At 60.0% G+C, this 22543-nt stretch carries 28 protein-coding genes; 10 read left to right on the top strand and 18 right to left on the bottom strand.

Annotated features, from left to right (window positions below):
- Positions 1–291: 291 nt before the first annotated feature.
- Complete coding sequence (locus tag ACIREA_RS07040; protein ID WP_397381557.1) at positions 292–510, bottom strand: glycine zipper domain-containing protein; 219 nt, start codon at positions 508–510, stop codon at positions 292–294.
- 131 nt (positions 511–641) lie between these two features.
- Positions 642–1286, bottom strand: a complete 645-nt coding sequence (locus tag ACIREA_RS07035; RefSeq protein WP_397381556.1) for an OmpA family protein — start codon at positions 1284–1286, stop codon at positions 642–644.
- A gap of 189 nt (positions 1287–1475) precedes the next feature.
- Here ACIREA_RS07035 and ACIREA_RS07030 point away from each other — a divergent pair, with 189 nt between their 5' ends.
- The 4 genes from ACIREA_RS07030 (at position 1476) to ACIREA_RS07015 (ending at position 3012) form a co-directional block, all read left to right on the top strand.
- Positions 1476–1745, top strand: coding sequence for a hypothetical protein (locus ACIREA_RS07030; RefSeq protein ID WP_397381555.1), 270 nt, complete (start codon positions 1476–1478; stop codon positions 1743–1745).
- A complete protein-coding gene (locus ACIREA_RS07025) occupies positions 1742–2080 on the top strand; it encodes a hypothetical protein (protein ID WP_397381554.1) in 339 nt (112 codons plus the stop codon). The genes ACIREA_RS07030 and ACIREA_RS07025 overlap by 4 nt, the downstream gene beginning before the upstream one ends.
- Positions 2081–2099: 19 nt before the next feature.
- Complete coding sequence (locus ACIREA_RS07020; protein WP_397381553.1) at positions 2100–2669, top strand: peptidoglycan-binding protein; 570 nt, start codon at positions 2100–2102, stop codon at positions 2667–2669.
- A gap of 139 nt (positions 2670–2808) precedes the next feature.
- Positions 2809–3012 (top strand): CsbD family protein, encoded by a 204-nt coding sequence (locus tag ACIREA_RS07015; protein WP_397381552.1) that lies wholly within the window; start codon positions 2809–2811, stop codon positions 3010–3012.
- Positions 3013–3078: 66 nt separating this feature from the next.
- Here ACIREA_RS07015 and ACIREA_RS07010 read toward each other — a convergent pair whose 3' ends face one another.
- Positions 3079–3876: a transglutaminase family protein gene (locus tag ACIREA_RS07010; RefSeq protein ID WP_397381551.1), complete on the bottom strand. Its 798-nt coding sequence runs from the start codon at positions 3874–3876 to the stop codon at positions 3079–3081.
- 102 nt (positions 3877–3978) lie between these two features.
- Here ACIREA_RS07010 and ACIREA_RS07005 point away from each other — a divergent pair, with 102 nt between their 5' ends.
- The 6 genes from ACIREA_RS07005 (at position 3979) to ACIREA_RS06980 (ending at position 9218) form a co-directional block, all read left to right on the top strand.
- Entirely contained in the window at positions 3979–4740 is a 762-nt protein-coding gene (locus ACIREA_RS07005; protein WP_397381550.1) for a BON domain-containing protein, read from the top strand.
- Between the two features lie 82 nt (positions 4741–4822).
- Positions 4823–4972, top strand: coding sequence for a lmo0937 family membrane protein (locus ACIREA_RS07000; protein WP_397381549.1), 150 nt, complete (start codon positions 4823–4825; stop codon positions 4970–4972).
- Between the two features lie 15 nt (positions 4973–4987).
- The gene (locus ACIREA_RS06995) at positions 4988–5206 is read left to right on the top strand and encodes a DUF3185 domain-containing protein (RefSeq protein ID WP_397381548.1); all 219 of its coding nucleotides are present in this window, start codon (positions 4988–4990) and stop codon (positions 5204–5206) included.
- Positions 5207–5219: 13 nt separating this feature from the next.
- Complete coding sequence (locus ACIREA_RS06990) at positions 5220–5375, top strand: hypothetical protein (RefSeq protein ID WP_397381547.1); 156 nt, start codon at positions 5220–5222, stop codon at positions 5373–5375.
- An 88-nt stretch (positions 5376–5463) separates the two neighbouring features.
- Positions 5464–7743, top strand: a complete 2280-nt coding sequence (locus ACIREA_RS06985; protein ID WP_397381558.1) for a glycosyltransferase family 4 protein — start codon at positions 5464–5466, stop codon at positions 7741–7743.
- Positions 7740–9218: a glycoside hydrolase family 130 protein gene (locus ACIREA_RS06980; RefSeq protein WP_397381546.1), complete on the top strand. Its 1479-nt coding sequence runs from the start codon at positions 7740–7742 to the stop codon at positions 9216–9218. The genes ACIREA_RS06985 and ACIREA_RS06980 overlap by 4 nt, the downstream gene beginning before the upstream one ends.
- Positions 9219–9251: 33 nt before the next feature.
- Here ACIREA_RS06980 and ACIREA_RS06975 read toward each other — a convergent pair whose 3' ends face one another.
- The 15 genes from ACIREA_RS06975 to ACIREA_RS06905 all read right to left on the bottom strand — a co-directional run bounded on the left by ACIREA_RS06975 (position 9252) and on the right by ACIREA_RS06905 (position 22363).
- The gene (locus ACIREA_RS06975; RefSeq protein ID WP_397381545.1) at positions 9252–9512 is read right to left on the bottom strand and encodes a hypothetical protein; all 261 of its coding nucleotides are present in this window, start codon (positions 9510–9512) and stop codon (positions 9252–9254) included.
- 25 nt (positions 9513–9537) lie between these two features.
- Positions 9538–10413 (bottom strand): hypothetical protein, encoded by an 876-nt coding sequence (locus ACIREA_RS06970; protein WP_397381544.1) that lies wholly within the window; start codon positions 10411–10413, stop codon positions 9538–9540.
- Between the two features lie 88 nt (positions 10414–10501).
- Positions 10502–11485 (bottom strand): hypothetical protein, encoded by a 984-nt coding sequence (locus ACIREA_RS06965; RefSeq protein ID WP_397381543.1) that lies wholly within the window; start codon positions 11483–11485, stop codon positions 10502–10504.
- A 20-nt stretch (positions 11486–11505) separates the two neighbouring features.
- Positions 11506–11859, bottom strand: coding sequence for a hypothetical protein (locus tag ACIREA_RS06960; RefSeq protein ID WP_397381542.1), 354 nt, complete (start codon positions 11857–11859; stop codon positions 11506–11508).
- Entirely contained in the window at positions 11856–12080 is a 225-nt protein-coding gene (locus ACIREA_RS06955) for a hypothetical protein (RefSeq protein ID WP_397381541.1), read from the bottom strand. Before ACIREA_RS06955 ends, ACIREA_RS06960 begins: the two co-directional genes overlap by 4 nt.
- Positions 12055–12960, bottom strand: a complete 906-nt coding sequence (locus ACIREA_RS06950; RefSeq protein WP_397381540.1) for an AAA family ATPase — start codon at positions 12958–12960, stop codon at positions 12055–12057. The genes ACIREA_RS06955 and ACIREA_RS06950 overlap by 26 nt, the downstream gene beginning before the upstream one ends.
- Before the next feature lie 4 nt (positions 12961–12964).
- Positions 12965–13669 carry a hypothetical protein gene (locus tag ACIREA_RS06945; RefSeq protein WP_397381539.1) on the bottom strand — a complete coding sequence of 235 codons (705 nt, stop codon included), beginning with the start codon at positions 13667–13669 and terminating at the stop codon, positions 12965–12967.
- Positions 13666–14919 carry a TrbI/VirB10 family protein gene (locus ACIREA_RS06940; protein ID WP_397381538.1) on the bottom strand — a complete coding sequence of 418 codons (1254 nt, stop codon included), beginning with the start codon at positions 14917–14919 and terminating at the stop codon, positions 13666–13668. Before ACIREA_RS06940 ends, ACIREA_RS06945 begins: the two co-directional genes overlap by 4 nt.
- Positions 14920–14940: 21 nt before the next feature.
- Entirely contained in the window at positions 14941–15906 is a 966-nt protein-coding gene (locus ACIREA_RS06935) for a hypothetical protein (RefSeq protein WP_397381537.1), read from the bottom strand.
- Positions 15903–16553 carry a hypothetical protein gene (locus ACIREA_RS06930; RefSeq protein ID WP_397381536.1) on the bottom strand — a complete coding sequence of 217 codons (651 nt, stop codon included), beginning with the start codon at positions 16551–16553 and terminating at the stop codon, positions 15903–15905. The genes ACIREA_RS06935 and ACIREA_RS06930 overlap by 4 nt, the downstream gene beginning before the upstream one ends.
- 12 nt (positions 16554–16565) lie before the next feature.
- Complete coding sequence (locus tag ACIREA_RS06925; RefSeq protein WP_397381535.1) at positions 16566–17171, bottom strand: hypothetical protein; 606 nt, start codon at positions 17169–17171, stop codon at positions 16566–16568.
- A 10-nt stretch (positions 17172–17181) separates the two neighbouring features.
- The gene (locus ACIREA_RS06920) at positions 17182–18234 is read right to left on the bottom strand and encodes a hypothetical protein (protein ID WP_397381534.1); all 1053 of its coding nucleotides are present in this window, start codon (positions 18232–18234) and stop codon (positions 17182–17184) included.
- 36 nt (positions 18235–18270) lie between these two features.
- The gene (locus ACIREA_RS06915) at positions 18271–19113 is read right to left on the bottom strand and encodes a hypothetical protein (protein ID WP_397381533.1); all 843 of its coding nucleotides are present in this window, start codon (positions 19111–19113) and stop codon (positions 18271–18273) included.
- A gap of 29 nt (positions 19114–19142) precedes the next feature.
- On the bottom strand, positions 19143–19667 hold the full coding sequence (locus tag ACIREA_RS06910) for a hypothetical protein (RefSeq protein WP_397381532.1): 525 nt from the start codon (positions 19665–19667) through the stop codon (positions 19143–19145).
- Entirely contained in the window at positions 19664–22363 is a 2700-nt protein-coding gene (locus ACIREA_RS06905; protein WP_397381531.1) for a hypothetical protein, read from the bottom strand. Before ACIREA_RS06905 ends, ACIREA_RS06910 begins: the two co-directional genes overlap by 4 nt.
- Positions 22364–22543 lie beyond the last annotated feature (180 nt).

The following is a 22543-nucleotide window of genomic DNA, read 5'->3' as shown; positions in this document are numbered from 1 at the left end:
TGGCGGTGTCTGCCAGATCATGCCGAAAACAAAGAGAGCACCATGAACAAGGAGGTTTCAGGCATGCTGCTCGGCAGCAGGATTCCGGCGTTCCATGCACTGATGCAGATGCCGCACGTCCATCTCACGCGGCAGCGCCCGTGATTTGAGCGCCGCCTTGGCTATGGCCTCGTTTTCCGCCTCTCGCAAATCGTGGCCTTCGACCAGGCATTCCATCAGGAATCGCCCGGTAGTGAGATGATGGATGCTGGCCTGGTAGCTCATGTGGGTGAGGCGGCGAAGGTGGACAGGTTAATAGTAGCGGCGGTCACGACGGCCACCGATGTAGTTCCCTGCCAGTGCGCCGACACCAGCACCCACGGCGGCCCCGCCGAGACTTCTGGAAGCCAGACCGCCGACGGCAGCACCACCGAGGGCACCGATGACAGTACCGTTGCGGGCGTTGGGTCCGTTGGTGCAGGAGACCAAAGAAACGGACGAGAGTAGAATGGCGATGTAGAGTGTTTTCATGGATAACAGCTAATCGCGCACGTCTCGGCTTCGCCATGGGGTGAAACCCGAATTCGAAAGAGGGCAAAAAAAATCCCGCGCCAGGAACGGCACGGGATCAAGGGAGTCAGTGCGAGTTTGATCGGTGAGCTTTATTTCGTACGCACCACCAGCACGCGGCGGTCCTGCTGCATTTGTTCCTCATTGCCCTGGGGAAACATGGGGAAGATTTCGCCATAGCCATGGGCGCTGAGAGAGGAGGCAGGTATGCCGTAGGCTTGGGTGAGCACATCATACACGCTCTGGGCACGGGCGGCTGAAAGCGCCATGTTGTCTTCGTTCGTGCCATCGGTGCTCGTGTGGCCTTCGATGTCATAGATGGAGCCGGGCTCCGTCTTGCTGACGGCCAGAATCACATCCGCAACCTGCTGCAGCGCGACTTTCGATTCTTCATCAAGCAGTTTCGCCGTGCCCTTCTCAAAGAGCACCGGGAGCGTCACAAAGGGCATTTCGCGGCTTTGTCCCTGGTCTTCCACGATCACCACATTCCGTTCTGAATTATACACCCGACGTGGCTGGCCTGGTGTTTCAACGACCGTGGTCGTCTTGGTGGTCTGCACTTCGGGCTGCGGAGTCTGCGTCACGATCACCACCTTCGGTGCCGTGGACAACTGGCGGCGCACGACGGTGGAGTCCAGCGGGCGCACCACTACGGTGGCCGGGGCAACCACAACGACACCAGCCGCCGGGGCAGTCGGAGCGACCACGGTGACCTGGGCGTACAGGGGAAACTGCACAAGGCAGAGAGCGGACAATAGGAACAATGGATTCTTCATGAGATTTTTGGATGTGGGTTTGGTTTCGTTTAACGATCCCATGTCTCGCCGGATGCTCGCTCTTTCGCCATGGGGTGAAACCCGACACACTTCAGCAAGGTGGGGTTACACCCCATGGTGGCAGAAGAGCGGACCTTCTACTCTGCCCCTATGAACCACGAACACCCCTGCCAGCCCGCTGAGTCCTGCCTCCGGCGCTCACTGGCTGAACTCAAAACCTTCGCACGACGTGAACCCGGCCAGGCAATGGCCGCCGCCGCCGGTGCGGGGCTGCTCATCAACCTGCTCCCCACCCGCTGGGTCGCTGGCACAGCAGCCGTTGTCGGAGCATTGCTCGTGCGTCCCGTCCTGCTGTCGCTGGGTGTCACCAAAGCCATGGAACTCTGCTGCAAGAACTCTTCCACCACAGACCGCTCATGAACACACCCACTGATATTCCTGCTGACATTCACATCCCGTCTGCAATGACCAAGTCCGCCACCCAGCTTGAAAACTGCGCACGTCAGAATCCGGGCAGCACCATTCTGCTGGCCGCTGGCCTCGGTATTGCCGCCGTCCTCATCGCACGCGCGCTGACTCCGGCTACGCCGAGAAGTCGTGCAGTGCATTTGCTGGAAGACATTCAGGAGCGCCTTGCCAGCCTGGCTCAGCAAAGCGCACAGGCAGTAGGCAAAGGAGTGGACAGCCTTGATGAGCTTCATCTTGCCCGCTCATTCGGCAAGCTCAGCCGCAAGTTCAAAAATCTGTTCCACTAAATCCTTTCGCACACACCTCATGAAAACAACTTTTGTGAACTTCAAACCCATCCTCGGAGCTGCGGCGCTCGCGGTCTTCGGCCTGCTGTCACTTGCCCCTGCCACCCAGGCCAAAGACAAGGGCGGGAAAGGGAACAACGGCAAAGGACAGTCCAATGGCAAAGGCAACCACGGCAACATGGGCCGTGAGCAGCCTCATGGCAATCCACACAACGATCATGACCAGCAGGCGTATCACGCGCATCCAAGCACGAAGTTCAAACTGAACAAAGGCAACGGTCATGCAGGCCAGGGCTACTACTATGGGCCGCCGAACATGCCGTACTACTATGCGCGTCCTGGCGTCAGCTACTATCCCAACTACGGCGCTATCCCACAGCAGTTTCGCAATCAGGATGCCTACCGCATGAACTCCGATGACTATCGGGTTCAGCAGGCACTCGCTCGCCTGGGCTACTATCAAGGGCCATTGGATGGCCAGTTCGGTCCACAGTCGCACCGCGCCCTAAACAGCTACCAGCGGGCCCAAGGGATGCCCGTCTCTAACGGCCTCACCGCCATTCTGCTCCGCACGCTGGGTCTGCAATAAGACGCCGCGCTGAAACGCGCTCTGCACATGCATTCACGCAGGCGGCCTGACGCAAGTCAGGCCGCTTTTTTGCCTCGCTACCTTGCAGTAGGGTTACACCCCATCGCTTCTGCAACCGCAGCGCCGTAGAGTCAGTCCTATGACAACACTCGAAATCAAAGGCGACTGGAACATCATCAAAGGCAACCTCAAACAGAAATGGGCAACGCTCACCGATGACGACCTCCAGCTCATCGAAGGCAGGCAGGATGAACTGCTGGGCCGCATTCAGAAACGCACCGGCCAGAGCCGTGAGGCAGTGGAAGCAGCCATCAAAGAATACCGCGCCGCTCTTTCCGCTTAATCCCCCCTAATCAGCCTGAACCAGTGGCGTTGCTGCCAGACCATACCGGTCGGCAGCAACGCTTTTTTATGACTGAAACTGCGGACGATGCTCGGTCACAGTGACCTGCATGTTCTGCATCGTGAAATTGCCAAACATCGTGGCCAGCGCCACGTCGGCGGCATCGCGACCATAGGCGACGACGATGCGGTTGCCACGGGTCACATTTTCCGTGGCGTCAAAGGTGAACCAGCGGCCACCGATGTAGGCCTCAAACCAGGCATGCAGATCCATCGGATAAAGCTGATGCAGGAAACCCACCACCATGCGCGCCGGCACATTGATGGCTCGGCACAGCGCAATGCCAAGGTGCGCAAAGTCACGGCAGACGCCCCGGCGTGTGTTCAAAGTTTCCAGCGCTGTCGTGAAGCTGTTGCTGGAGCCATATTCATTGTGAATGTTCTGATGCACCCAGGTGCGGATCGCCGCCACGCACTGGTAATTCGGCGGCAGATTGCCGATGATCGATGTGGCCAGCACCGACAGCTCGTCAGACTGGCAGTAACGGCTGGGCAGCAGGTAGTGAAGAATGTCAGGCGGGAGGTTTTGCACCAGCATCAGCGGCGCATAAATATCTTCATCCACCCGATCCTCCACCTGGACGCGATACTGCACGGAAACATGAAAATTCCCCGGAGGCATGACGGTTCTCTGGCAGAGATTGCCATACACATCCGTGAACTCGACCACCGGCACCTGCGGGCTGATTTGAAACTCCTCGCGCATGATCCACTGCGCCCAGCCGCTGCGCGGACGCAGCATGAAAATGGCGGGAACCTCTGCCATGAGCTGGTAGTCTAGCTTGCAGGTGGCGTCGAGTATCATGCTGCCACTTCGTTCGAGATGGCCAATGAGCAACCGGAATCAGGTAGGAGGTAGGGTAATACCCCATCGCGCCCATTCAGCATATGCCTTAACATGCATTCTATGAAACCTTTCGCCCCCCCTGCATTGGCACTTTGCTTTGCGCTGTTTGCTTATGCACCGCTGCACGCGTCCGAAATAGATGCCCAGATTGAAGTCGCCGCTAAAAACTCCTACGTTTACAAAAACTTCCTCAAGGATGACGCGATCAAGACTGAGTCCAAAGAGGGCGTCGTGACCTTGACCGGCATCGTCCATGACGATTCGCACAAGCAGCTCGCCCAGGACACCGTGACCGGTCTGCCGGGCGTCAAGAGCGTGACCAACCAGATTGAAGTCAAAGAAAGTCCGCCGGCCAGTTCCGACACCTGGCTCTACTTGAAGGTGAAAAGCGCGCTCGCCTTTCATCGCAGCGTCAGCTCCTACAACACCCAGGTGGAGTTGAGGGAGGGCGTGGTGACACTCACCGGAGACGCCACCAGCCAGGCTCAGAAAGACCTGACCACCGAATACGCCCAGGATGTCGAAGGCGTCAAAGAAGTGAAGAATCAGATGACCGTCACGAGCAAGCCGCAGGCACCGACTCTTGAGGAGATCATTGATGATGCATCCATCAACGCCCAGGTGCGGATGGCACTGCTCACGCACCGCTCCACGAGCGCCTTCAGAACCCTCGTCGCCACCACCGACGGCGTGGTCATGGTGGGCGGATTCGCCAAAAACACCGCTGAAATTGACCTCGTCACCAAGCTCGTCACCGACATCCACGGCGTGAAAAGCGTCGTCAACAACATGGTCGTCGAAGCTGGCACCGCAAAAAACTAAACCCTCCCTGAAGCTGCGGCAGGTCGGCACCAAAACGCTCTGACCGGCAGATTCTCCATCAACAAAGAAAGACACACATCTCATGCTTACCACCATCGCCATCATCCTCATCGTCCTCTGGCTGCTCGGCCTCGTGACCAGCACCACTATCGGCGGCTTCATTCACATCCTGCTCGTGATCGCCGTCATCTTCATCCTCCTGCGCCTCATCCAAGGCCGCCGCGTCCTCTAAGTCACAGTCCATTTTATGAAAACACCCGCCATCTTCGGCATTCTGCTCATCATTCTCGGCGTTGCTGCCTTCGCCTACCAAAGCTTCACCTACACCACCACGGAGAAGGCCATCGATCTCGGCCCCATTCAGGTGACGGCGGAAAAACAGCACACCATTCCTCTGCCACCCATCGTCGGAGCCGTTGCGCTCATTGGCGGCGTCGTGCTGCTGCTGCAAGGCCGCAAAAGCTGAATACCCAACGACCATGACCATCACCAAAAACTACGGCATGCTCGCGCTTGCCATCTATCTCCTCCTTGTCGGACTTAGCGGTGTCTTCGGCATCAACCTCGGACAGCTCAACGTTCTGGTGCCCATCTTGGCGCTCGTTGCCGGTGTCCTGATCCTCATCGGCAAATGATGCTCAGCCTGATTTATACAAAGCCGGGTTGCTTATCAGCGGCCCACGCTGTCTGCTGCAGAATGACGCAGCCATTGAGAGGTTTATCCTGAGCACTTCCATTTCGCCGCAGCGCATCGCCTTTCTCGGCGATTATCTACCACGGCTCTGCGGCATCGCGACCTTCACCCATGATCTGAGTGAAGCCGTCGCGTCTGCGTCACCCTCCACAGATTGTTTTGTCGGAGCCGTCAATGACCGTGTAGAAGGCTACGATTACCCTCAGCGTGTGCGCTTTGAGCTGCTGGAGAAGGATCTCGACTCCTACCGGCGTGCGGCGGACTTTTTGAATTTCAGCAACGCGGACGTTCTATGCGTGCAGCATGAATTCGGCATCTATGGCGGCCAGGCGGGCAGTCATCTGCTCGCGCTGCTCAAAGAAGTGCGCATGCCGGTGGTCACCACGCTGCACACCGTCCTGCGCGAGCCAAACGCCGCACAGCGCAAGGTGATGGATGAACTCGTGCGTCACAGCGACCGCGTGGTGGTCATGGCTCACAAAGGCGCGGAAATTCTGCGCGAGACGTATCGCGTGCCGGATTCAAAGATCGACATCATTGCGCATGGCATCCCCGACATGCCGTTCATGGACTCAAGCTGCTACAAGGAGCAGTTTGGCGTCGAAGGCCGCAAGGTGCTGCTCACCTTTGGCCTGCTCGGGCCGGGCAAAGGCATCGAGCATGTGATCGAAGCACTGCCGGAAATCGTGCGGCAGCACCCAAACGTCGTGTACCTCATTCTTGGAGCCACGCATCCGCAACTCATCGCGCATGAGGGCGAACGCTACCGCCTGAGCCTCGAACGCCTCGCCGAAGAACGCGGAGTGAAAGAGCATGTCATCTTTTACAATCGCTTCGTCTCACTGGACGATCTCAAGGAATTCATCGGTGCCACGGACATCTATCTCACGCCGTATCTGAATGAAGCGCAGGTGACCTCCGGCACGCTGGCCTATGTGTTTGGCGCCGGGAAAGCCGTCGTCTCCACGCCCTACTGGCACGCGCAGGAACTCCTGGCGGATGATCGCGGCGTTCTTGTGCCGTTCCGCAATCCGGCGGCCATCACAGCAGGCGTCTGCGGACTGCTCGATGATCCCGCACGCATGGAAAAGATCCGCCATGAAGCCCATGCCATGGGCCGCGCGATGATCTGGCCTGCGGTGGCGCAGCGTTATCTGGAATCCTTTCAGCATGCGCGGGCAGACCGCAAAACGGCACCGCGCACGGCCTTCGCAGGTTGGACCTTGGGCAACAGGCCCTACGAGCTGCCCCCTCTGCGTCTGGACCACGTCGTGCGCATGAGCGATGGCACCGGCATCTTTCAGCACGCCATTTTCAACGTGCCGAACTTCCATGAAGGCTACTGCACGGATGACAACGCACGCGCCTTCATCCTCTGCAGCATGCTGGATGAACTGGGCGGCCAGCCACCCGCCGAGAACCTCGGCAGGCTCGCCACCAGCTACCTCGCTTTTCTCGCAGCGGCGCTGGACTATGAGAGCGGTCGTTTTCGCAATTTCATGAGCCATGGCCGCCAGTGGCTCGAAGCCGCCGGCAGCGAAGACAGCCACGCGCGTGCGCTGTGGGCCGCAGGCAATGGAGCGGGGCGCTCGCGCAATGAGGGCCACAGCCGTCTCTCCGCCCAGTTGTTTGAGCGCGGTCTCACTGCGGTGACGGATTTCACCTCACCTCGGGCCTGGAGTTTCACCCTGCTGGGCATTCACGAATACCTGCGCCGCTTCCCCAGCAATGCGGCGATCAACGCCATGCGCGTGACGCTCACCGGCCGCCTCGTCGCACTATGGAACGCCTGCGCCACGGAGCACTGGCCCTGGTTTGAAGACAGCGTGACGTATGAAAATGCACGCTTCTGCCAGGCGCTTATCCTCAGCGGCCAGTGGATGCCAGATCCGGCTGCGATGGAGATCGGCCTCAAGTCGCTGCGCTGGCTCGTGTCCATCCAAAAGACACAGTCAGGCTGTTTCCGCCCAATCGGCAGCAATGGCTTCTACCACCGCGATGGTGCCCGCGCCGACTTCGACCAGCAGCCTCTCGAAGCCCAGGCGATGGTCGCCGCGTGCAATGAAGCCTACCGCGCCACCCAGGATGCCTCCTGGTCACGTGAGGCCAAACGCGCCTTCGAATGGTTCCTCGGTCGCAATGACCTCGGCCTGCCGCTCTACGATTCCACCACCGGTGGCTGCGGCGATGGACTGCACCACGATCGCGTGAATGAAAACCAGGGCGCCGAGTCCACCCTCGCCTTCCACCTTGCACTCGCGGAGATGAACTGCGCAGAACACTTGATCACCTCGCCACCCGCCTCATGAGTTCAGTCACCATTCGCCGCCATGACATCACCTTGCAGCCTGAATGCGGTCGCGTCATCATTCGCCCCTTCATCCCCGGAAAGCCGCAGATCAGTGCCAACATCCTGACGCGCGCGCTTGCACTAAGCGAAGCGGAGGCCGACCTGCAGTTGCAGGCGATCCTCGCCGAGTTTGCTTCACGTCACTTCGACATCGAGTCTCTTCTGCTCACACACTATGAAAAAGTGCGTGAGCAGATCGCTGCGCAGCCCACGCTCTCACGCGTCCGCCAGCTTCTCATCGGTGCCTTGTTCTCCGGCGAATACGCACTGGAGTCTGCCGCGCTGTTCAATCCTTCCATGGTGCCTCATCCTGATCAGAGCGGAGTGATCGAGGGCGGACTGCGCTTCATCATGAGCCTGCGCGCCACGGGTGAGGGCCACATCTCGTCCATCGAGTTTCGCGCCGGCATCATCGCGCCGGATGGTGCCCTCAGTGTGGAGCCGGTCTCAAATTTTGTCGCGCTGCCGGAGGTGGTGCCCAATCCCACGTATAAAAAATCCCGCTTCATCACCAAACTCCAGGAAATGGGTTTCGTGGACGGCTATGCCTCGGCCGTGATGGACCCGCTGGCTGAAGCCTTCACCCTGCATGAGCTCGACGAAAGCGTGCAGCGTGTACGTCGTGAATCCAAATCCGTCAGCCGCGATCTCCGCCGCGCCCTGGAGTGCTTCCGCTGGCTCGCTGACTCGAACTACGAGCTGAACTTCTCCTCCAAGCTCGCCCTCAGCGAACGCATCATCTTTCCTGTCTCGCCCAACGAGACCAACGGTATAGAGGATGCCCGCTTTGTCCGCTTCATCGAAGACGACGGCTCGGTGATGTACTACGCCACCTACACCGCCTACAATGGCAGGGCCATCCTGCCGCAGCTCATCGAGACGCAGGACTTTCTGCATTTCCGTGTGCTCACGCTCAACGGCACTGCAGTGCAAAACAAAGGCATGGCCCTGTTTCCCCGGCGCATCGGCGGTCGTTACGCCATGCTCTCGCGCCAGGATGACGAGAACCTCTTCATCATGTTCGCCGACAGCCCGCATCACTGGAGCAATCCCCAGATCATCCTGCGCCCCTTGGAGATGTGGGAGTCCGTGAAGATTGGCAATTGCGGCTCACCCATCGAAACGGCGGCTGGCTGGATCGTCATCACGCACGGCGTCGGCCCCATGCGCAAATACTGCATCGGCGCGGCATTGTTGGATCTTGATGATCCAACGAAAGTCATCGGCCGCCTGCGCGAGCCACTGCTGTCACCCGAAGGGCATGAACGTGAAGGTTACGTCCCGAATGTCGTCTACAGCTGCGGCTCCATGCTGCATGGCCGGGAGCTGATCCTGCCCTACGCCATGAGTGACAAGGCATCCGCGATCGCCACCATGCAAGTGGACGAACTGCTGGCAGCTCTGCTGGCAGCTCTGCTGGCCAGCGGAAGCTGAGCCCGCCAGACCATTCCACGCCTCAGCAGTTGCTCAGCGCGCCTTGGGGCCTGCGGTTGACTGCCCTTGCGACTCTCCTTGTTGCCTGCTTTGCCCGGCCTTCGCCATACCCAGGGCGGCACCGACGCTCTGCTTGGCAGCCACCGTGCGATCGGTGGCGTCGATGTCGTTGTCCGCGTCAATATCCAGTTCCTCACGGTCATCACTCTCGATGCGGCCATAGTGGTCAAGATCGCGTGAAGGATCGTCTGCCAGATCGATGTCGCCATCTCCGTCGAGATCGCGGTCTGCCATCGGTCTTTGGGGGGGCGGGCATGGCTTACTTGATGCCGTGTCCCTGTTTGCCAGCCGCCTGTTTCGGGCCGAGGTCCACTCCCTGCGCGGCCAGTGTGTCACGGACGCTTGTGACACCAGAGCCGGCTTTTTTGCCCAGTTCCTTGCCTTTGGCAGCGCCTTCTTCACCAGCGATGGCTCCGCCAATGGCACTGCCAATGTTTCCGCCGATGCCGCGTGCATGATCGATGGCCATATTGGCCGCCTGTCCTGCCGCATTGCCAGCGATCTTGCCGAGCATCTGGCCCACAGATTTGCCTTTTTCACCGAGGACGGCTGAACCAAGCATGCCGCCGACTTTTTTACCAAGACTGCCGCCCACATCGAGACCGCCAGCTTCCTGGCCTTCCTGCTTGGCACCCTGCTCGCGGTGACCACCGATGATGGGCCCGCCCGCTTGAGCTGCCTCCGTGGCGTTAGGGCCGAGTCGTCCAGGCCCCACCTGCGTGCCTCCAGCGCCGTCTTTCTTGCCCTGTCCAAAAAGGTTTTTGATCCCCTGGCCGACGGCTTCTCCGATCATCTGCCCTTCCTTGGAGCCACCCGCGCCAGAAAGGATGCCCTGCATGCCGGCTTGCAGTTTCTCGGTGGCAGTCAGGGGCTTTTTACCGACGACCTCCGTCGTGCTCCCGAGGTAGGTAACTTGGGTGCCCGGGCCCTGGACAGCAGGAGCGGGAGCGCCTTGCGCTTGCTCTGCGGGTGCCTGCGGCTGCTGTTGATCTGCAGCTTGGGCTTTTTGGGAAGGCTGGGCGGGCACCCATGCCTGCTGGGCAGGCTGCTTCGGTTCCTGTTGTGGTGCGGGTGCCGGGGTCGGGCGTTGCGCGCCAATCACAGGTCCGCCTTTTTTGTCGGTGTCTTCAGGCATGGGCTAGGGAGAAAAGGTTAAACTGATTAGCCGGACCGGGATCAGGTGTGCCGAGAATTACGCAGAATAGTGGGGGCACCGCCAAAAATCACATCTTCATGCCTTTGCCCATGCCGAGTCCCTGCCCCATGCCGCCGCCGATCTTGTAACCTTCCTCCTCCAGGCTCATCCGCACGGTTTTGACGCCGTCGTCCACCCCTTTGCCCACGGCACCGCCCACTTCGGAGCCCACCTGCTGGCCGACCTGTCCGCCGATCTGACCTCCAATCTGCTGACCAATGGCGGTGCCCACCACCGGAATGGCGGAACCAATGGCACCGCCGACAGCCTTGCCGCCTGCTGTACCCACGGCTTTGCCAGCAGCCCCGCCGATGCCGGAGCCAAGTCCTTCGGCCATGCCGGGCTCCTCACCCTCGCCGCCGATGCCGCCACCCAGGCCGCCCATGACACTGGCGACTCCACCGCCGCCGCCACCGCCGGCCAGGCTCGTGACACTGCTGAGCATGCCTCCTGCACCCCCGCCGCCGCCACCAGGACCACCCGCAAGACTGGCGATACCACCACCTGCCCCACCGCCCACACCAGCTAAACTGGTGACGCTGCCAAGAAGATCACCACCACCACCTCCTCCTCCTCCGCCGCCGCCACCACCAAGTCCGCCCGCAAGACTGGCTAGGCCACCGCCTGCTCCGCCGCCGCCCATGCCGCCCACGCTGCTGAGGATATTGCCAGGACCGCCAGAATCTCCACCGGCTCCACCAATGCTGCTCACCGCACCGTCCACCGCCGTGTCAGCCGCGCCGCCCACGGCTCCGCCCACCTGACCACCGACTTCTGAACCCACCTGGTTGCCGATCTGGCCGCCAATCTGACCGCCAACCTGCTGTCCCACCGCAGAGCCAACAGCATTGCCGACGACAGGCACGACGGTACCAATGGCACCACCGACGGCACTGCCCGCCGCCTTGCCTCCCGCCGTACCCACCGCTTTTCCAGCGGCACCACCCACTTGTGATCCGACGCCCTGGCCCAGGGACTCTCCGATTCCAGCTTCTTCTTGTTCTTCAGGCATATGGTTAAAAATTGAGTGTTTTAAGGAGCAACGTTGCGCGGCTGCTTGCCAAAAGAGTGCACGTGCGAAACAAGGACCGGCCCCAGTGAGTGCCCTTCCGGCAGATCAGCCATGACGTAGTAGTGAGTCCAGAGCTTGCCGGCGTCGCGTTTGCCCACGCCTTCGGCCCAGAGGCGCACCTCCTTGCCGCTCATTTCACGCGGCAGCCGCGTGATGTGGATGTTGGACTTCACCCATCCTTTCTTGTCGTGATAGACCCAAAAGTGGACGCTGGTGGCCACAGGCAGCACATCGTCATCATTGAGGTAGGCAGGCGGCGGTGTGGCGCAGCCGGCCAGCATCAGGGCGCAAAAAATCGTGAGAAGGTGCTTCATTTTCTGGACTTGTATTTCATCATTTCTTCGCCGCGCTTGCGCCAGGGCTCTCCCCACCGGTTGTAGGCATACTGCACCGGAAGGGCCAGGAACCCGGCCACCGCCGCCGCATTGCGCCCGGTGTACAGCGCACCGGCCATGAACAGCAGGGTGAAGGCATAGCGCCGCACCTCCGTCCGGTGGCTGTGGTAGTGATCAAGTATCGATGACCAGGTGACCATGCTGGGCGACAAGGGTTCCGTTGGTTTGCTGGCCGCTGAGCAGGGCGTTGCGCAACGCCTCGCGGCAAAAAGTCTCAACCGTGCTGCGCATCCGGCGCACGCCGAGCCGGGGCTCCACACCATTCGCCACCATGATCTCAAGCACGCCTTTGCCCGCCGTGAGATTGTAGCCTTTCGATTTCAGAAGCTTGAGCTCCTTGTTCAGCATGATCGTGGCGATTCGCTTTTGTGAATCGTAGCCGAGCTTTTGAAACACGCAGCGTACATTGAAACGCGCCAGCACTTCAGGCCGAAGCTCCGCCGCAGCCAGATCTTCGATGAAGCGCTCCACGGTGGCGATGGGGCTGTTCTTCAGCTCCATCAGCGCTTCCGCTCCGATGTTGGAAGTGGCCACGATGTAGAAGTTGCAGAGATTCAGCGTCTCCCCGTTGGCGACGGTGATGCGTCCTGCGTCCAGCACCTGCAGGAAGATGTCCAGCACACGCGGGTGTGCCTTTTCGATTTCGTCAAAGAGGATGAAACCCCGGCCTTCAGCGCGGTCAAAGAAGCGGCCGATGTTACCCCGGCTGGTTTCATTCTGGCCGAGCAGCAGTTGCAGAGACTCCTGGTTCTGATACTCGGACATGTCGAGGCGGATGCAGTGCTTCTGCACATCACCAAAGATGTGTTCACACAGCAGCAGGGTGGTTTCTGTTTTGCCGACACCGGTGGGGCCAAGGAAAAGAAAAGTGCCCTTGGGTCGCCCGGGATCACTTAGACCGAGCTCACCGTTCTGCACGATGGGCACCACCTTGGGAATGACGTGCCCCTGCCCGATGATGCGTTCTTCGAGAAAGCCGGGAAGTGCCTGGATATGGGCTAAATCAACAGGGGACGTCATGGCACTATTTCTTTTGGAACAGTCCCTGGCTGGAGCTGCGGATGCGCAGACGCTCGGCCTGCTCCAGTTCATCGATGCGTGTCTGCGCCTGCTTGAGCTCCGCGCTGAGAGTGGCGCGTTCCTGCAGGGTTTTTTCGAGGTATTCCTTGATCTCGGCCACGTCTTTTTCCGCCTGCTCAAACGAGCTCTTCTTCTTCATCAGCTGGGAGCGCAATTGATCAAGATCCGACATGGATTTGCGCAGGCTGACGGACTTGGCCGCGAGCGCCTCACGCTCCTGTTTGATCAGGGTGTCATCCGGCATGTCCTTGCGTGCGGGATCAACGATGCCGAGCACGACGCCACGCGAATCCATCGGCGTGGCGGGCAGCCGGGTGTCCCAGCGCGCTGGTTGCTCCAGCCGGTACACGGTATGCGCTTCGTGCATTTCGCGGCGGTCCTTGCTGGGCAGCCGGCCGAGGTGGTAGGCATGCACCTGCTCTCCGAGGCGGACGCGGGAAACATCATGCGGATCAAGCGAGCGCCCCTTGGGCCAGTCGGACAGCACGTTTCTGCTGTAGGTGGGGATGTAGGCCAGTTCAGGATCATCGGCCGGACGCACCAGGGGATCATCAGAGAGTTTGACGCTGCTCGATTTGCACGCTGTGAGAAGAGCGCACAGGATCAAGGCGGCACAGGGCAGGCTGGCTTCGAGAAGCTTGCGGTTCATGGTTTGCTGCTGCTGGGAGTGGGTGTTGTGGAAACGGGGGTGGTGCCTGAAGCAGTGTCCGAAGGCTTGGAGATGAGAGAGCGCATCTCTTGGATCTGATCAGTCGCCGCCTGCTGCTGGCGGTTTTTTTCGGCTTCAGCGTTCGCCACGGCGCTCTGTTGGCTCTGGGCGGCATTCTCCGCCTGGGCCTTGGCATACATCTCCTCGTCGAGCTGCCAGCTGTTGAGGGGCTGGTTCTTTTGTTTCAAGCCGGCAATGCTGGCCATCTCCGGCTCGAAGACGTCCGTGGTGTAGATGTAGAACTGGGTGCCGGCGGCGACCCGGACAAAATCAAGATCCTGGGAGAGCTGCGTGGTCAGGAGCTTGGAGTACGCAGATGCCGCCTGCGCGCCACCGCCGAGCGCGGCGTTGGTCGTGTTGTTCTGCGGAACGAGTCCATAGATGCTTTGGAACTGCTGCCGGTTGTTGTTCATGATGCCCTGCAGCGCTTCAGCGATGAGGACTTTCACCTGAGCGTACTGATCGTTCTGAACGATGACGCCTTTGATGCCGGCAGATCCGTCAGTGATGGCATAGGTGTCATCACTGAGACGTTCGTGATCAAGGGCCACGCCGCCGATGCTGTACTCCCGGCCATCCTCCCAGATGAAGGTGAAACCACCTGCGACCTCAATACGATCACGGATGCGTCCTTTGCTGGCCTTGGCATGCACCTGCGTGCCAGCAGGAAGAACGAGCTGACGGTTCCAGTAAATGTCTTCCGTGACCAGGCCGAGCACCGGAGTCTGCAATGAGGAGGAGTCCACAGTGATGACCAGCGCCGCCTTGATGAGGATGCCTCGCGGAGCAAAGAGCTTCGGAGTCGTAGGCACAAAAGGCTCCGTCACGGCATTGCTGACATGCACCAGCTTGGGAAAGGGCGGCGGCTTGTCCGCTTTCTTTTTCTGGTCGGAAGAATTGGACAAAAGCAGGCTGGGCGGCGCGGGCTTCTTGGGAGGAACGACGAAGCGCTCCACCTGCTGGTCACTGCCCATCATGGCCGTGCGCTTGTCCCCGAGATTCACCGTCTTTGATTCTGCGACCAGCGTGAGCTCGGCTGGTGGCTTGCCGTCCTTGGTGGGCTTGGCCACCGGCGGGGCGTTGACTGACGCCGCCGGCTGCTTGCTAAAATAAAAGGCCACCCCGGCGATGGCGACCACCACGACGAGCAGCATCATCTGCACGGCCGGTTTTTGGAGTTGTTGCATCATGGCAGTGGGGGAGGTTCCAGGTTATTTGCCTTCTGCGGCGGCATCGAGTTCGGCGGCGTCCGCGCTGGAAAGCGGCGGCAGCAGCACTGGCTGACGCCCGGGTTCCGGCAGTTCGATGCGGAAATCCTGATTGATGGAAAGCCCTTCACGGCTCCCGCCGGGGCCGCCCTGCAGCACCACATCCATGGCGACGCGCTGACCGGGTGCGACGGTGTTGGCGCAGTCCACCAGCTGGCAGTCATAGCTGCGGCTGCCGACGCGAATTTTGGTGCCGGCGGGATCGAAATCAAACTCCTTGGCGCCGTTGTTGGTAAGCCAGCAGCGGAAGACGGTGAGGTCTTTGGCCGGACTGCGCTGAATCTCATAAATGGTGGTGACGAGGTCCTTCGCGGTGGAGGTCATCATCAGGCCGTTGCGCTCCTGCCAGCCCGTAAAGAGGCCGGGATTGAGCGGCTCCAGCGCCTTGCGGTTGCGCACCTTGCTGAGCATGCCCACAAGTTCCTCGGCGTTGTATTGAATGCGGGACTCCACCACCTTGTCCTGCGTCACCTCCACCGTGCTGTTGGTTGGTGCCGGAGGGGAGACGATGACGGCAAGGTTGGCCTCATCCGCAGGAGTGAAGCGGAGAAGGTAGATGTTGCGCGTGGTGCGCACCGTGGCATGGCAGGGCTCTCCGGGCTTGATGAGGCGGACGACGAGCGTGTCCCCGATTACATTCTCATAATGCACGATCCCCACCTTGGTAGCGGTCATCTGGTTGACCTGCGCAGGGTCGGTGACAAGGCCGTAGCCCGTGAGCAGGCTGATCTTCTCAGGAAAAGTGATGGTCGTGGCGACATTGCTGTTGATGGAGATGTCGTGGACGAGGTTCTTGGGATCCAGGCGCACGAGTTCACGTCCGGGCTGCACTTGGGCGGACACCTTGAGGGCCGCCGAAAAGACGCAAACGAGAAGAAGCCGAAGCCAGCTGGAAGTGCGTGAGTTCATGATTCGCTGATGGGCTCCAGGGTCAGTTTTCCCAAGGACTCCACCTGGGAGGGGAAGCCTTTGTTGGAGATGATTCTCGAGTTCTGATGCCAGAGGACGGTGAGCGAGAAGCGGTAGGTCTCCTGCTTCTCCTTGCCGCTGAAAAAGCTGCGGCGGTGGATGAGTCCGGTGGTGACGGTCTTCACACGCGTGTTGGTCGCCGCTAAGATCTCCGTTTTCTCCACAAGGGCGGTCTGATCCACCTTCTGGCTCTGGAAGTACTTTTGCTCCTTCTGCACCTCCTTGCGGATCTCCGCCAGCCCGGGGGTCTCGTGCTTCTCGTTTTCCCAGCACAGCTTGGTGAGGCGGTTCTCATGGATCAGCCCCTGCGGGTTGCGTTCCAGCAGGGTCTCCGCCAGCACGTTGCTCATCTGGATGTGCATGGGCGTCATCTTCATGTAAACTTCTCCAGGCGGCACGTAGTAGGCACCGGCGGTGTCCATGACCACAAATGGGGGGCGCTGCCACAGCGCCTCGGATATGAGCATGACGTACCCCGCACATGCGGCTCCCACCATGCAGGCCACGAGAAACCAAAACACGGCGGTGCGATCCCTGATGACCAGGGTATCAATGGCGCTGCGCTTTTTCTCTTGCGGTGCTGACATGGGTTTGAAGGATTACTCGATGTTGGAGGTGGGAGTGATGGAGTACTCGATGTGCGTGCAGACGAAGGGAAAGCGCCGGCTGTCACGGAGGTTTTGATTTCTCTCCCACGTCTGCCGTGCCGTGATTGAGAAGGATTGATTGACCGCCTCATTGGTGGTGGGATCCAGGCTCACCCGCACAAGCTGGCCCTGCGCCACGGTTTCAGCGTCGCCATTGGGAAAGTGCTGCACACTCACCTGCCCCACTTCCATGACCTGATGAATATGCCGGGTGTGAAAGTCATAGTACGAGTCCTGCAATTCTTTCGCCACCTCCTCCATCCCAAGACCGGCGAAGAGCAGGGAAAGTCGCTCTCCTGTCAGCGCCCCTTTGGGTCCTCGGTTGAGGAACGTTTCCAGCGTCAGCCGCGCATGGTAGTCCACCACCTCATCCAGATCCTGCTGCTGCATTGAACGATCCAGATAAACGTGCGATTTTTCGATCGGCACGTAGAGCATGCTGCCACGGCTGGACACCGCGACGTCATACACATACCAGCCGGTGATTGCGAGGCAGCCGCAGGCCACCATAAACCAGAAAAGCGCCAGCTTCTCCTTGGAGATGAAGATGTCAGCCACGCCTTTCATGTCATTCTCCTCCTGCCAGGCCTCCTATTTGATTGCCCACTCCAGTGACCGCGCCCGTGGCACCACTGATGGCCGAAGATGCGCTGCTGCCGCCAGGAACCATCCCGACCACCGAACTCGCCACCGCTCCGCCCGCGCTCACACCGCCCATCGCCGCACTGACCGCCTGACCCGCAAAGGCCGTGCCAATCTGCGCCCCGGAGAGGATGGCCTTCTGAATCAAGCCCGGTGCCTTGAAGATCACAAACATGATCCAGATCGCCACGGCAACCACGAGCACAAAGATGGCGATGACCTCAATCCCTATGCCAAATCCAGCGATGTTCAGCGTGGCACAGATCAGCGTGATGATATCAATGCCGATGGTCAGCAGGGCGTCCGAAAGCATGAGGCCGATCCCCCAGCCCAGCGGCCAGAAACAGATCCCAAGAAGTCCCATGAAATAGGTCTGCGCCGTCCCCTTGGTGTCTTCATACAAGAGCATGCCGAAAAAGATCGGCGATGCCGCCGCGCCGATGTACAAGGCCATGATCTGCACCTGGTAGGCAAAGAAGAAAACCACGTAGCAGATCAGACCAATAACGATCATGCAAAACGCCGCGATGATGTTGGCGATGTAGTCGATGATCGCGAGCGGATCGACAATGAGCTGCGCGAGCGCACTGGCATCTGTGTCGATGTCCATGTCGCCAAAACTGTCCCCAAAGTTTTCAAACAACCCGATGGGGTCCACTCCCAGTGAGGACAGCAGATCGTCCGAAAGCGCCGTGCGCACATCCACCACCAGGAATTCCGGAAAGAATGGCATGATGGAGCACACCAGCCCCATGGTCAGGATCTGTCCGAAGGCCCCGTCGAAGCTGCCTCCCATGATCCCTTTGTAGGAGATCATCAGCAGCCCCAGAAAGGCGAGCGTGAATGCGAAGATCTGCAGGCCGTCAAAGATGTCCGCGCAGGTGTTCTGCAGATCGGTGTAAAACGTGTCCATGAGACCGAACGCACCGGCAAATCCCTGGCCGGCGGCAAGGATGGGCATGAGGTTCAGTGGGTTCATGGCGGCGTGTGAGGTTAAAAATCCGAAGGACCGTTGTTACTTTTTACCCCAGCCCAGATTGCTGAAGGGGCTGGTCGTCGTCGAGCCGGAGGAGGAAGATGAACCGCTGCCGGAACTGGAGCCGCTCTTGGCCTTTTCGGCGGTATGCTTGCGCTCCAGATCGCGCTCTTCGGCTTTCGCCTTGGATTCCACCTGCGACTGCAGCTTCAGCTTTTCATTCAGCACGTCGTAGTCCAGCTTGCTCTTCGTCACATCAGACTTTGCGCTGGCAATCAGGGCATCCATGGTGCTGATCGCGGTCTGCAGCTTCAAGATGGTGGCCAGATCGGAGGCGGAGTTGAGCTGATCAAACAACGCCGGGCGCTGCTCTTCGAGCTGAGTAATCCGCTCATCCGCCTCGCGGGACTTTTGAGCCAGCGCCTCCAGGTCACTACTGAGCGCGCCATGAACTTTGTACTTAGAGGGATCACGGTCGGCAGTCTCGCCATCCTTGAAGGTGACCGTCGGGTTGACGGCGGCGACGAGTCCGTACGCGTTGTCGCCAAAGGCTTCCGCGCCCGTCGATGCACGGATGCGGTCTTCACGCGCGACGCCATTGGCGGCCGCCTGCGCGGATTTGGCGATGTCCTGCTTGATGATATCCAGCAAAGGCAGACTGACCGTGGCGGGGTCTCCCATGCGAGTCAGCTGATCGGTGAGCGACTGCGACTGCTTCTGCGCCTCATCAAGCTGCTGCTGCAGCATGCTCATGATGCTCTGCGTGTTGGTGTTCGTCTGCTGGATGAGCGCGTTGTCGATGACTTCCTGCACCGGCGACTGGGCACCGGCGCTGTGGCTGAACAGAAACAGCCCAAAGGCGAAACATGCAGATGTTTTCATGGCGTTGTTGGGGTGGATTTAGAAAAGGGTTATTCAACAACCTCGATGACGACCTTGCGCGGCTCGACGAGCACACCGTCCGTGGTCACATGCTCTGGCACGGGCACTTCGTAATAGCGGCGCTGCACACCATCACTGCTGCCGGGGCGCTCAGCATCGCGCTTGAGCCAGTAGAGGTCCTTGATGGCGTCACTGCGGCCCTTGTTGTAACCGTCGAGGTACTTCTGCCTCACCTCGTTCTGAGCCATGGAGTCGGAGATGGCACCGGCGGCATATCCCGCGACGGCCCCGGAGATAAGACCGGCATGGCTGCTGAGGCCGCCACCGCTCCCGCCGCTGGAACTGCTCGTGGTCGTGGTGCCACCAGTCGTGGAGGACGAACTGCTGCTGCCGTTGTTGTTGTTGCTCTTGAGAAGGCGGTCGCCCACGATGGATCCGAGGATGCCACCGGTGGCGGCACCGACGAGCCCCTTGTTCACGCCGCCGCTCGCACTGGAGCAGGCGGTGAGCAGCGAGGACATGCTCACAAGAAGGATGAGGATGGTCGTTTTCATTTCTTCGATTTGGCTTGGCTGAGAATCATCTTGTAGGCGTCGCCGCCGTAGTTTTTGAGCTCGGCGTTCTGGCGTTCAAAGGCCTCCCCGGAGGTGGCGGAGGCGAGAATCATTTCCTTGGAGGCCATATGGCGGCCGATGGCGATGCGCGGCCGGCCGGTGGCCTCGTGGTAGTACACAAAGGAGCCGTAAGGGTCGGATTTCATCTCCGAGGGATCAGGGAAACTGGTCACCTGCTTCTTGGTGATGGACGGGATGCGGAAGCCTTCGCTCATGCTTTCCACGTCACGCTGGTCGGGCTGCTTGAGCATGTACATGACACGCGAGTTGCCCACGACGGAGGAGCGCACCGGATGGTCCTTGATGCGCCCAAACTGCTGAATGATCGAGAACACCCAGCAGGAATACTTGCGCATACGCTCATAGTACTCGCGCGTGATGCGGTCCCCGTCCGGCATCGCGAGGAAGGCGGAAAGCTCCTCAAGGATGACGCGCTTGCGGGTGGAACGCGGGCGGCTAATGATCTCTTTGCGCAGGTCATTGGTGATGAGGAACGCGGCAACCGTGCGCAGCTCCTTGGCAGACTCAGGAATGTACGACAGCTCGAAGTGGACCACTTTGCCGCTCAGACTGACATTGTTCACACCATCCAAAATGGCCCCGTAGCGGCCCGTGCGGCTCCACGGCTCCAGCAGCATGCGCAGCAGGCCGATGTCCGGGTGCGCACGCCGCTGCCGGCTTTCGAGATTCAGCAGCTCCACAAACTGGCTGTGCGTGGGCATGTCCTCCGCCTTCATCAGCGTGTAGGCCATGCTCATCAGGTCCCATTGGTTGCCGGGATTGTTGAGGAAGTCCTCCAGCAGGCCCTGGTCCACCGTCATGCGGTCAAACTCGACCGCCATCGTGTCTCCTTCGTGAAGACTTGAGCGGAAATCCATCCACGCATCCGCCAGCACTGTGCCGCTGGGCATGCGTTTTTTGCGCCATTCGTCAGCCACCGCCACACGGCGTGCGGCCTCGGCACGGCCTTCGGCATTCCGGCTCGCCCAGGTTTCAAACTGGTCGATGTAAAGACGCTCGATCTGCTTGGCCAGCAGCGCCTGGCGGATGCGGTCTTTGTCGACGTCCGGCGGAGGACCGGCCATGAGATGCGCCACCGCTGTGGCACCTCCGAGCTGGTCGGAGCTCAGCGGCAGTCCGCGCGTGTCGAAGTAATTGAACGTCAGATTACCGTTCGGCTGCACGATGATCGGCTCGCAGCCATAGAGGCGGGTGAAAAGGTTGTAGGAGAGCCCTTCCTCCACGATCGCCGTGAAGTCATAATACGGCGCCGTCTGCGTGAGAAGGTCGATGGTGAAGACCGATTTCCCTGCGCCTGACGCTCCGAACATGATGCCATGCTCCGGACGCATCGCACCTTCCTTGCCGACGAAAGTCGTCGTTCCCACCAGCGCGCCACGCGGGCCGTCGTAGATCGCCTCGGCTTCATCGAGGTCACCGGTCGGCGTGCTGGAAATGGGCAGCATGTCCGCGAGGTTCACGTCCTCGACGTACAGCTTGAAGTCATTGTAATTCGCCCAGCTCCAGCCAGGCATGCAGAGCTGCCAGTAGTTGCGCACACTCGTTGGCAGCGTGGGCTCATAGGACTGCGCGCCGCCCAGTTTGAGAATGGAATTCCGAATGGCCGAAAGCTTGCTGGAGCACACATCCGCGTCCTTGTCCCACACGCGCACGATGAGGTGCATGCGGTAGGGCACCACTTCATTGGTGCTCAGGCGCCGGATACGGGTGCGCAGTTTCATCAGTGTGGCTTCGAGGGAAGGCGTGATCTTGCCGCGCTCCAGCCGGGCCACCTTGCCCTCCGTGGCGATGCGGTCCTTCTCCACATCCCCGGCCTCAATGTTGGTGATGATCTGATAGTCCAGGATGTCCAGCTGCGTGAGCGTGCGCATCATCCCGATGTAGGTGAACTTCGGCATGCTCTTCACCACGCAGATACCCTGGTAGAAGCCGTCCATCTTGAAGGTGGAGGACCCCATGCGCACCGGGGCGGCCTCGCTGTTGAAGCACATGTCGCAGACGGTCTTGCTCGGGTCGTAGAGGTCTTCGAGCTTGAGCGCCTCGTTTTCAAACGCGCTCGGATTGAAGTAGCGGTAGAAGGCCTCAAAGTGCTCCATGTCATTCATGGGCATCACCCGGCCACCGAGGCTGCCAAACTGCTGGCGCAGTGCCTCCTCCAGCTCGCCCTGCTCGCGCTTGGCGGCCTGCAGCAATTCTTCATAATACTGCCGCCCTCCGCCCATCGACTTGCCCGGGATGCGGGAGGTAAAATAAAACTGCAGATGCTCGCGGCGCAGCTTGTGCTCGCGGATTTTTTTGTCGTAGCGCTGGTAGCGCTCCTCACGCTGCCGGGTGGACCACCGGTCCTGCGGCAGTTCCTCAGTCTTCTGGCGGTAGCGTTCCAGCTCCTTGCGGTAGTCGCTGTCCACGCTCCATGAGACTTGCAGGCGCAGCTCCGGGCGGACCATGCGCAGCAGCACGCGCAGGTTGTCTTCCAGAGACATGAGCCAGCTGGCATCCGTGTTCTCCGTGTCCGGCATTTCGATGTTATACCCCTTGCCAATGGCACCGCCACGCTGGAGGCCGCGATAGATGATGAGATCCTCATCAAGGTAGGAATTAATGAACTTCGCCATCCGGGGAGGATTAAATAGGTGGGTCTTTGGTGGGATCATCGACCCATGGCAGGGCGATGGGCTCCACCTTGTTGGGGGCGAAGTAGGGCGCTTTGGCGGCCTTGATAATGAGCCACTCAAACAGTTCCACATCGTAGGAAGGTGGCTTCCCCTGCTTCAATCCGAAGCAGTAGAGCGAGA

Origin of the sequence: Prosthecobacter sp., assembly GCF_044373815.1 — a bacterium.
GTDB lineage: Bacteria > Verrucomicrobiota > Verrucomicrobiia > Verrucomicrobiales > Verrucomicrobiaceae > Prosthecobacter.
This window is presented reverse-complemented; position numbering and strand designations above follow the sequence as displayed.

Excerpts from the sequence above, each read along its gene's own strand:
- ACIREA_RS06970 (WP_397381544.1), bottom strand. The coding sequence starts at position 10,413 with ATGCCTGAAGACACCGACAAAAAAGGCGGACCTGTGATTGGCGCGCAA.
- ACIREA_RS07040 (WP_397381557.1), bottom strand. The coding sequence starts at position 510 with ATGAAAACACTCTACATCGCCATTCTACTCTCGTCCGTTTCTTTGGTC.
- ACIREA_RS06990 (WP_397381547.1), top strand. The coding sequence starts at position 5,220 with ATGACCATCACCAAAAACTACGGCATGCTCGCGCTTGCCATCTATCTC.
- ACIREA_RS06995 (WP_397381548.1), top strand. The coding sequence starts at position 4,988 with ATGAAAACACCCGCCATCTTCGGCATTCTGCTCATCATTCTCGGCGTT.
- ACIREA_RS07010 (WP_397381551.1), bottom strand. The coding sequence starts at position 3,876 with ATGATACTCGACGCCACCTGCAAGCTAGACTACCAGCTCATGGCAGAG.
- ACIREA_RS07000 (WP_397381549.1), top strand. The coding sequence starts at position 4,823 with ATGCTTACCACCATCGCCATCATCCTCATCGTCCTCTGGCTGCTCGGC.
- ACIREA_RS06945 (WP_397381539.1), bottom strand. The coding sequence starts at position 13,669 with ATGAACCGCAAGCTTCTCGAAGCCAGCCTGCCCTGTGCCGCCTTGATC.
- ACIREA_RS06910 (WP_397381532.1), bottom strand. The coding sequence starts at position 19,667 with ATGAAAACGACCATCCTCATCCTTCTTGTGAGCATGTCCTCGCTGCTC.
- ACIREA_RS06915 (WP_397381533.1), bottom strand. The coding sequence starts at position 19,113 with ATGAAAACATCTGCATGTTTCGCCTTTGGGCTGTTTCTGTTCAGCCAC.
- ACIREA_RS06975 (WP_397381545.1), bottom strand. The coding sequence starts at position 9,512 with ATGGCAGACCGCGATCTCGACGGAGATGGCGACATCGATCTGGCAGAC.
- ACIREA_RS06955 (WP_397381541.1), bottom strand. The coding sequence starts at position 12,080 with ATGGTCACCTGGTCATCGATACTTGATCACTACCACAGCCACCGGACG.
- ACIREA_RS06930 (WP_397381536.1), bottom strand. The coding sequence starts at position 16,553 with ATGTCAGCACCGCAAGAGAAAAAGCGCAGCGCCATTGATACCCTGGTC.
- ACIREA_RS07025 (WP_397381554.1), top strand. The coding sequence starts at position 1,742 with ATGAACACACCCACTGATATTCCTGCTGACATTCACATCCCGTCTGCA.
- ACIREA_RS07015 (WP_397381552.1), top strand. The coding sequence starts at position 2,809 with ATGACAACACTCGAAATCAAAGGCGACTGGAACATCATCAAAGGCAAC.
- ACIREA_RS07030 (WP_397381555.1), top strand. The coding sequence starts at position 1,476 with ATGAACCACGAACACCCCTGCCAGCCCGCTGAGTCCTGCCTCCGGCGC.
- ACIREA_RS06935 (WP_397381537.1), bottom strand. The coding sequence starts at position 15,906 with ATGAACTCACGCACTTCCAGCTGGCTTCGGCTTCTTCTCGTTTGCGTC.
- ACIREA_RS06965 (WP_397381543.1), bottom strand. The coding sequence starts at position 11,485 with ATGCCTGAAGAACAAGAAGAAGCTGGAATCGGAGAGTCCCTGGGCCAG.
- ACIREA_RS06920 (WP_397381534.1), bottom strand. The coding sequence starts at position 18,234 with ATGAACCCACTGAACCTCATGCCCATCCTTGCCGCCGGCCAGGGATTT.
- ACIREA_RS07005 (WP_397381550.1), top strand. The coding sequence starts at position 3,979 with ATGAAACCTTTCGCCCCCCCTGCATTGGCACTTTGCTTTGCGCTGTTT.
- ACIREA_RS06950 (WP_397381540.1), bottom strand. The coding sequence starts at position 12,960 with ATGACGTCCCCTGTTGATTTAGCCCATATCCAGGCACTTCCCGGCTTT.
- ACIREA_RS06905 (WP_397381531.1), bottom strand. The coding sequence starts at position 22,363 with ATGGCGAAGTTCATTAATTCCTACCTTGATGAGGATCTCATCATCTAT.
- ACIREA_RS06940 (WP_397381538.1), bottom strand. The coding sequence starts at position 14,919 with ATGATGCAACAACTCCAAAAACCGGCCGTGCAGATGATGCTGCTCGTC.
- ACIREA_RS07020 (WP_397381553.1), top strand. The coding sequence starts at position 2,100 with ATGAAAACAACTTTTGTGAACTTCAAACCCATCCTCGGAGCTGCGGCG.
- ACIREA_RS06980 (WP_397381546.1), top strand. The coding sequence starts at position 7,740 with ATGAGTTCAGTCACCATTCGCCGCCATGACATCACCTTGCAGCCTGAA.
- ACIREA_RS06960 (WP_397381542.1), bottom strand. The coding sequence starts at position 11,859 with ATGAAGCACCTTCTCACGATTTTTTGCGCCCTGATGCTGGCCGGCTGC.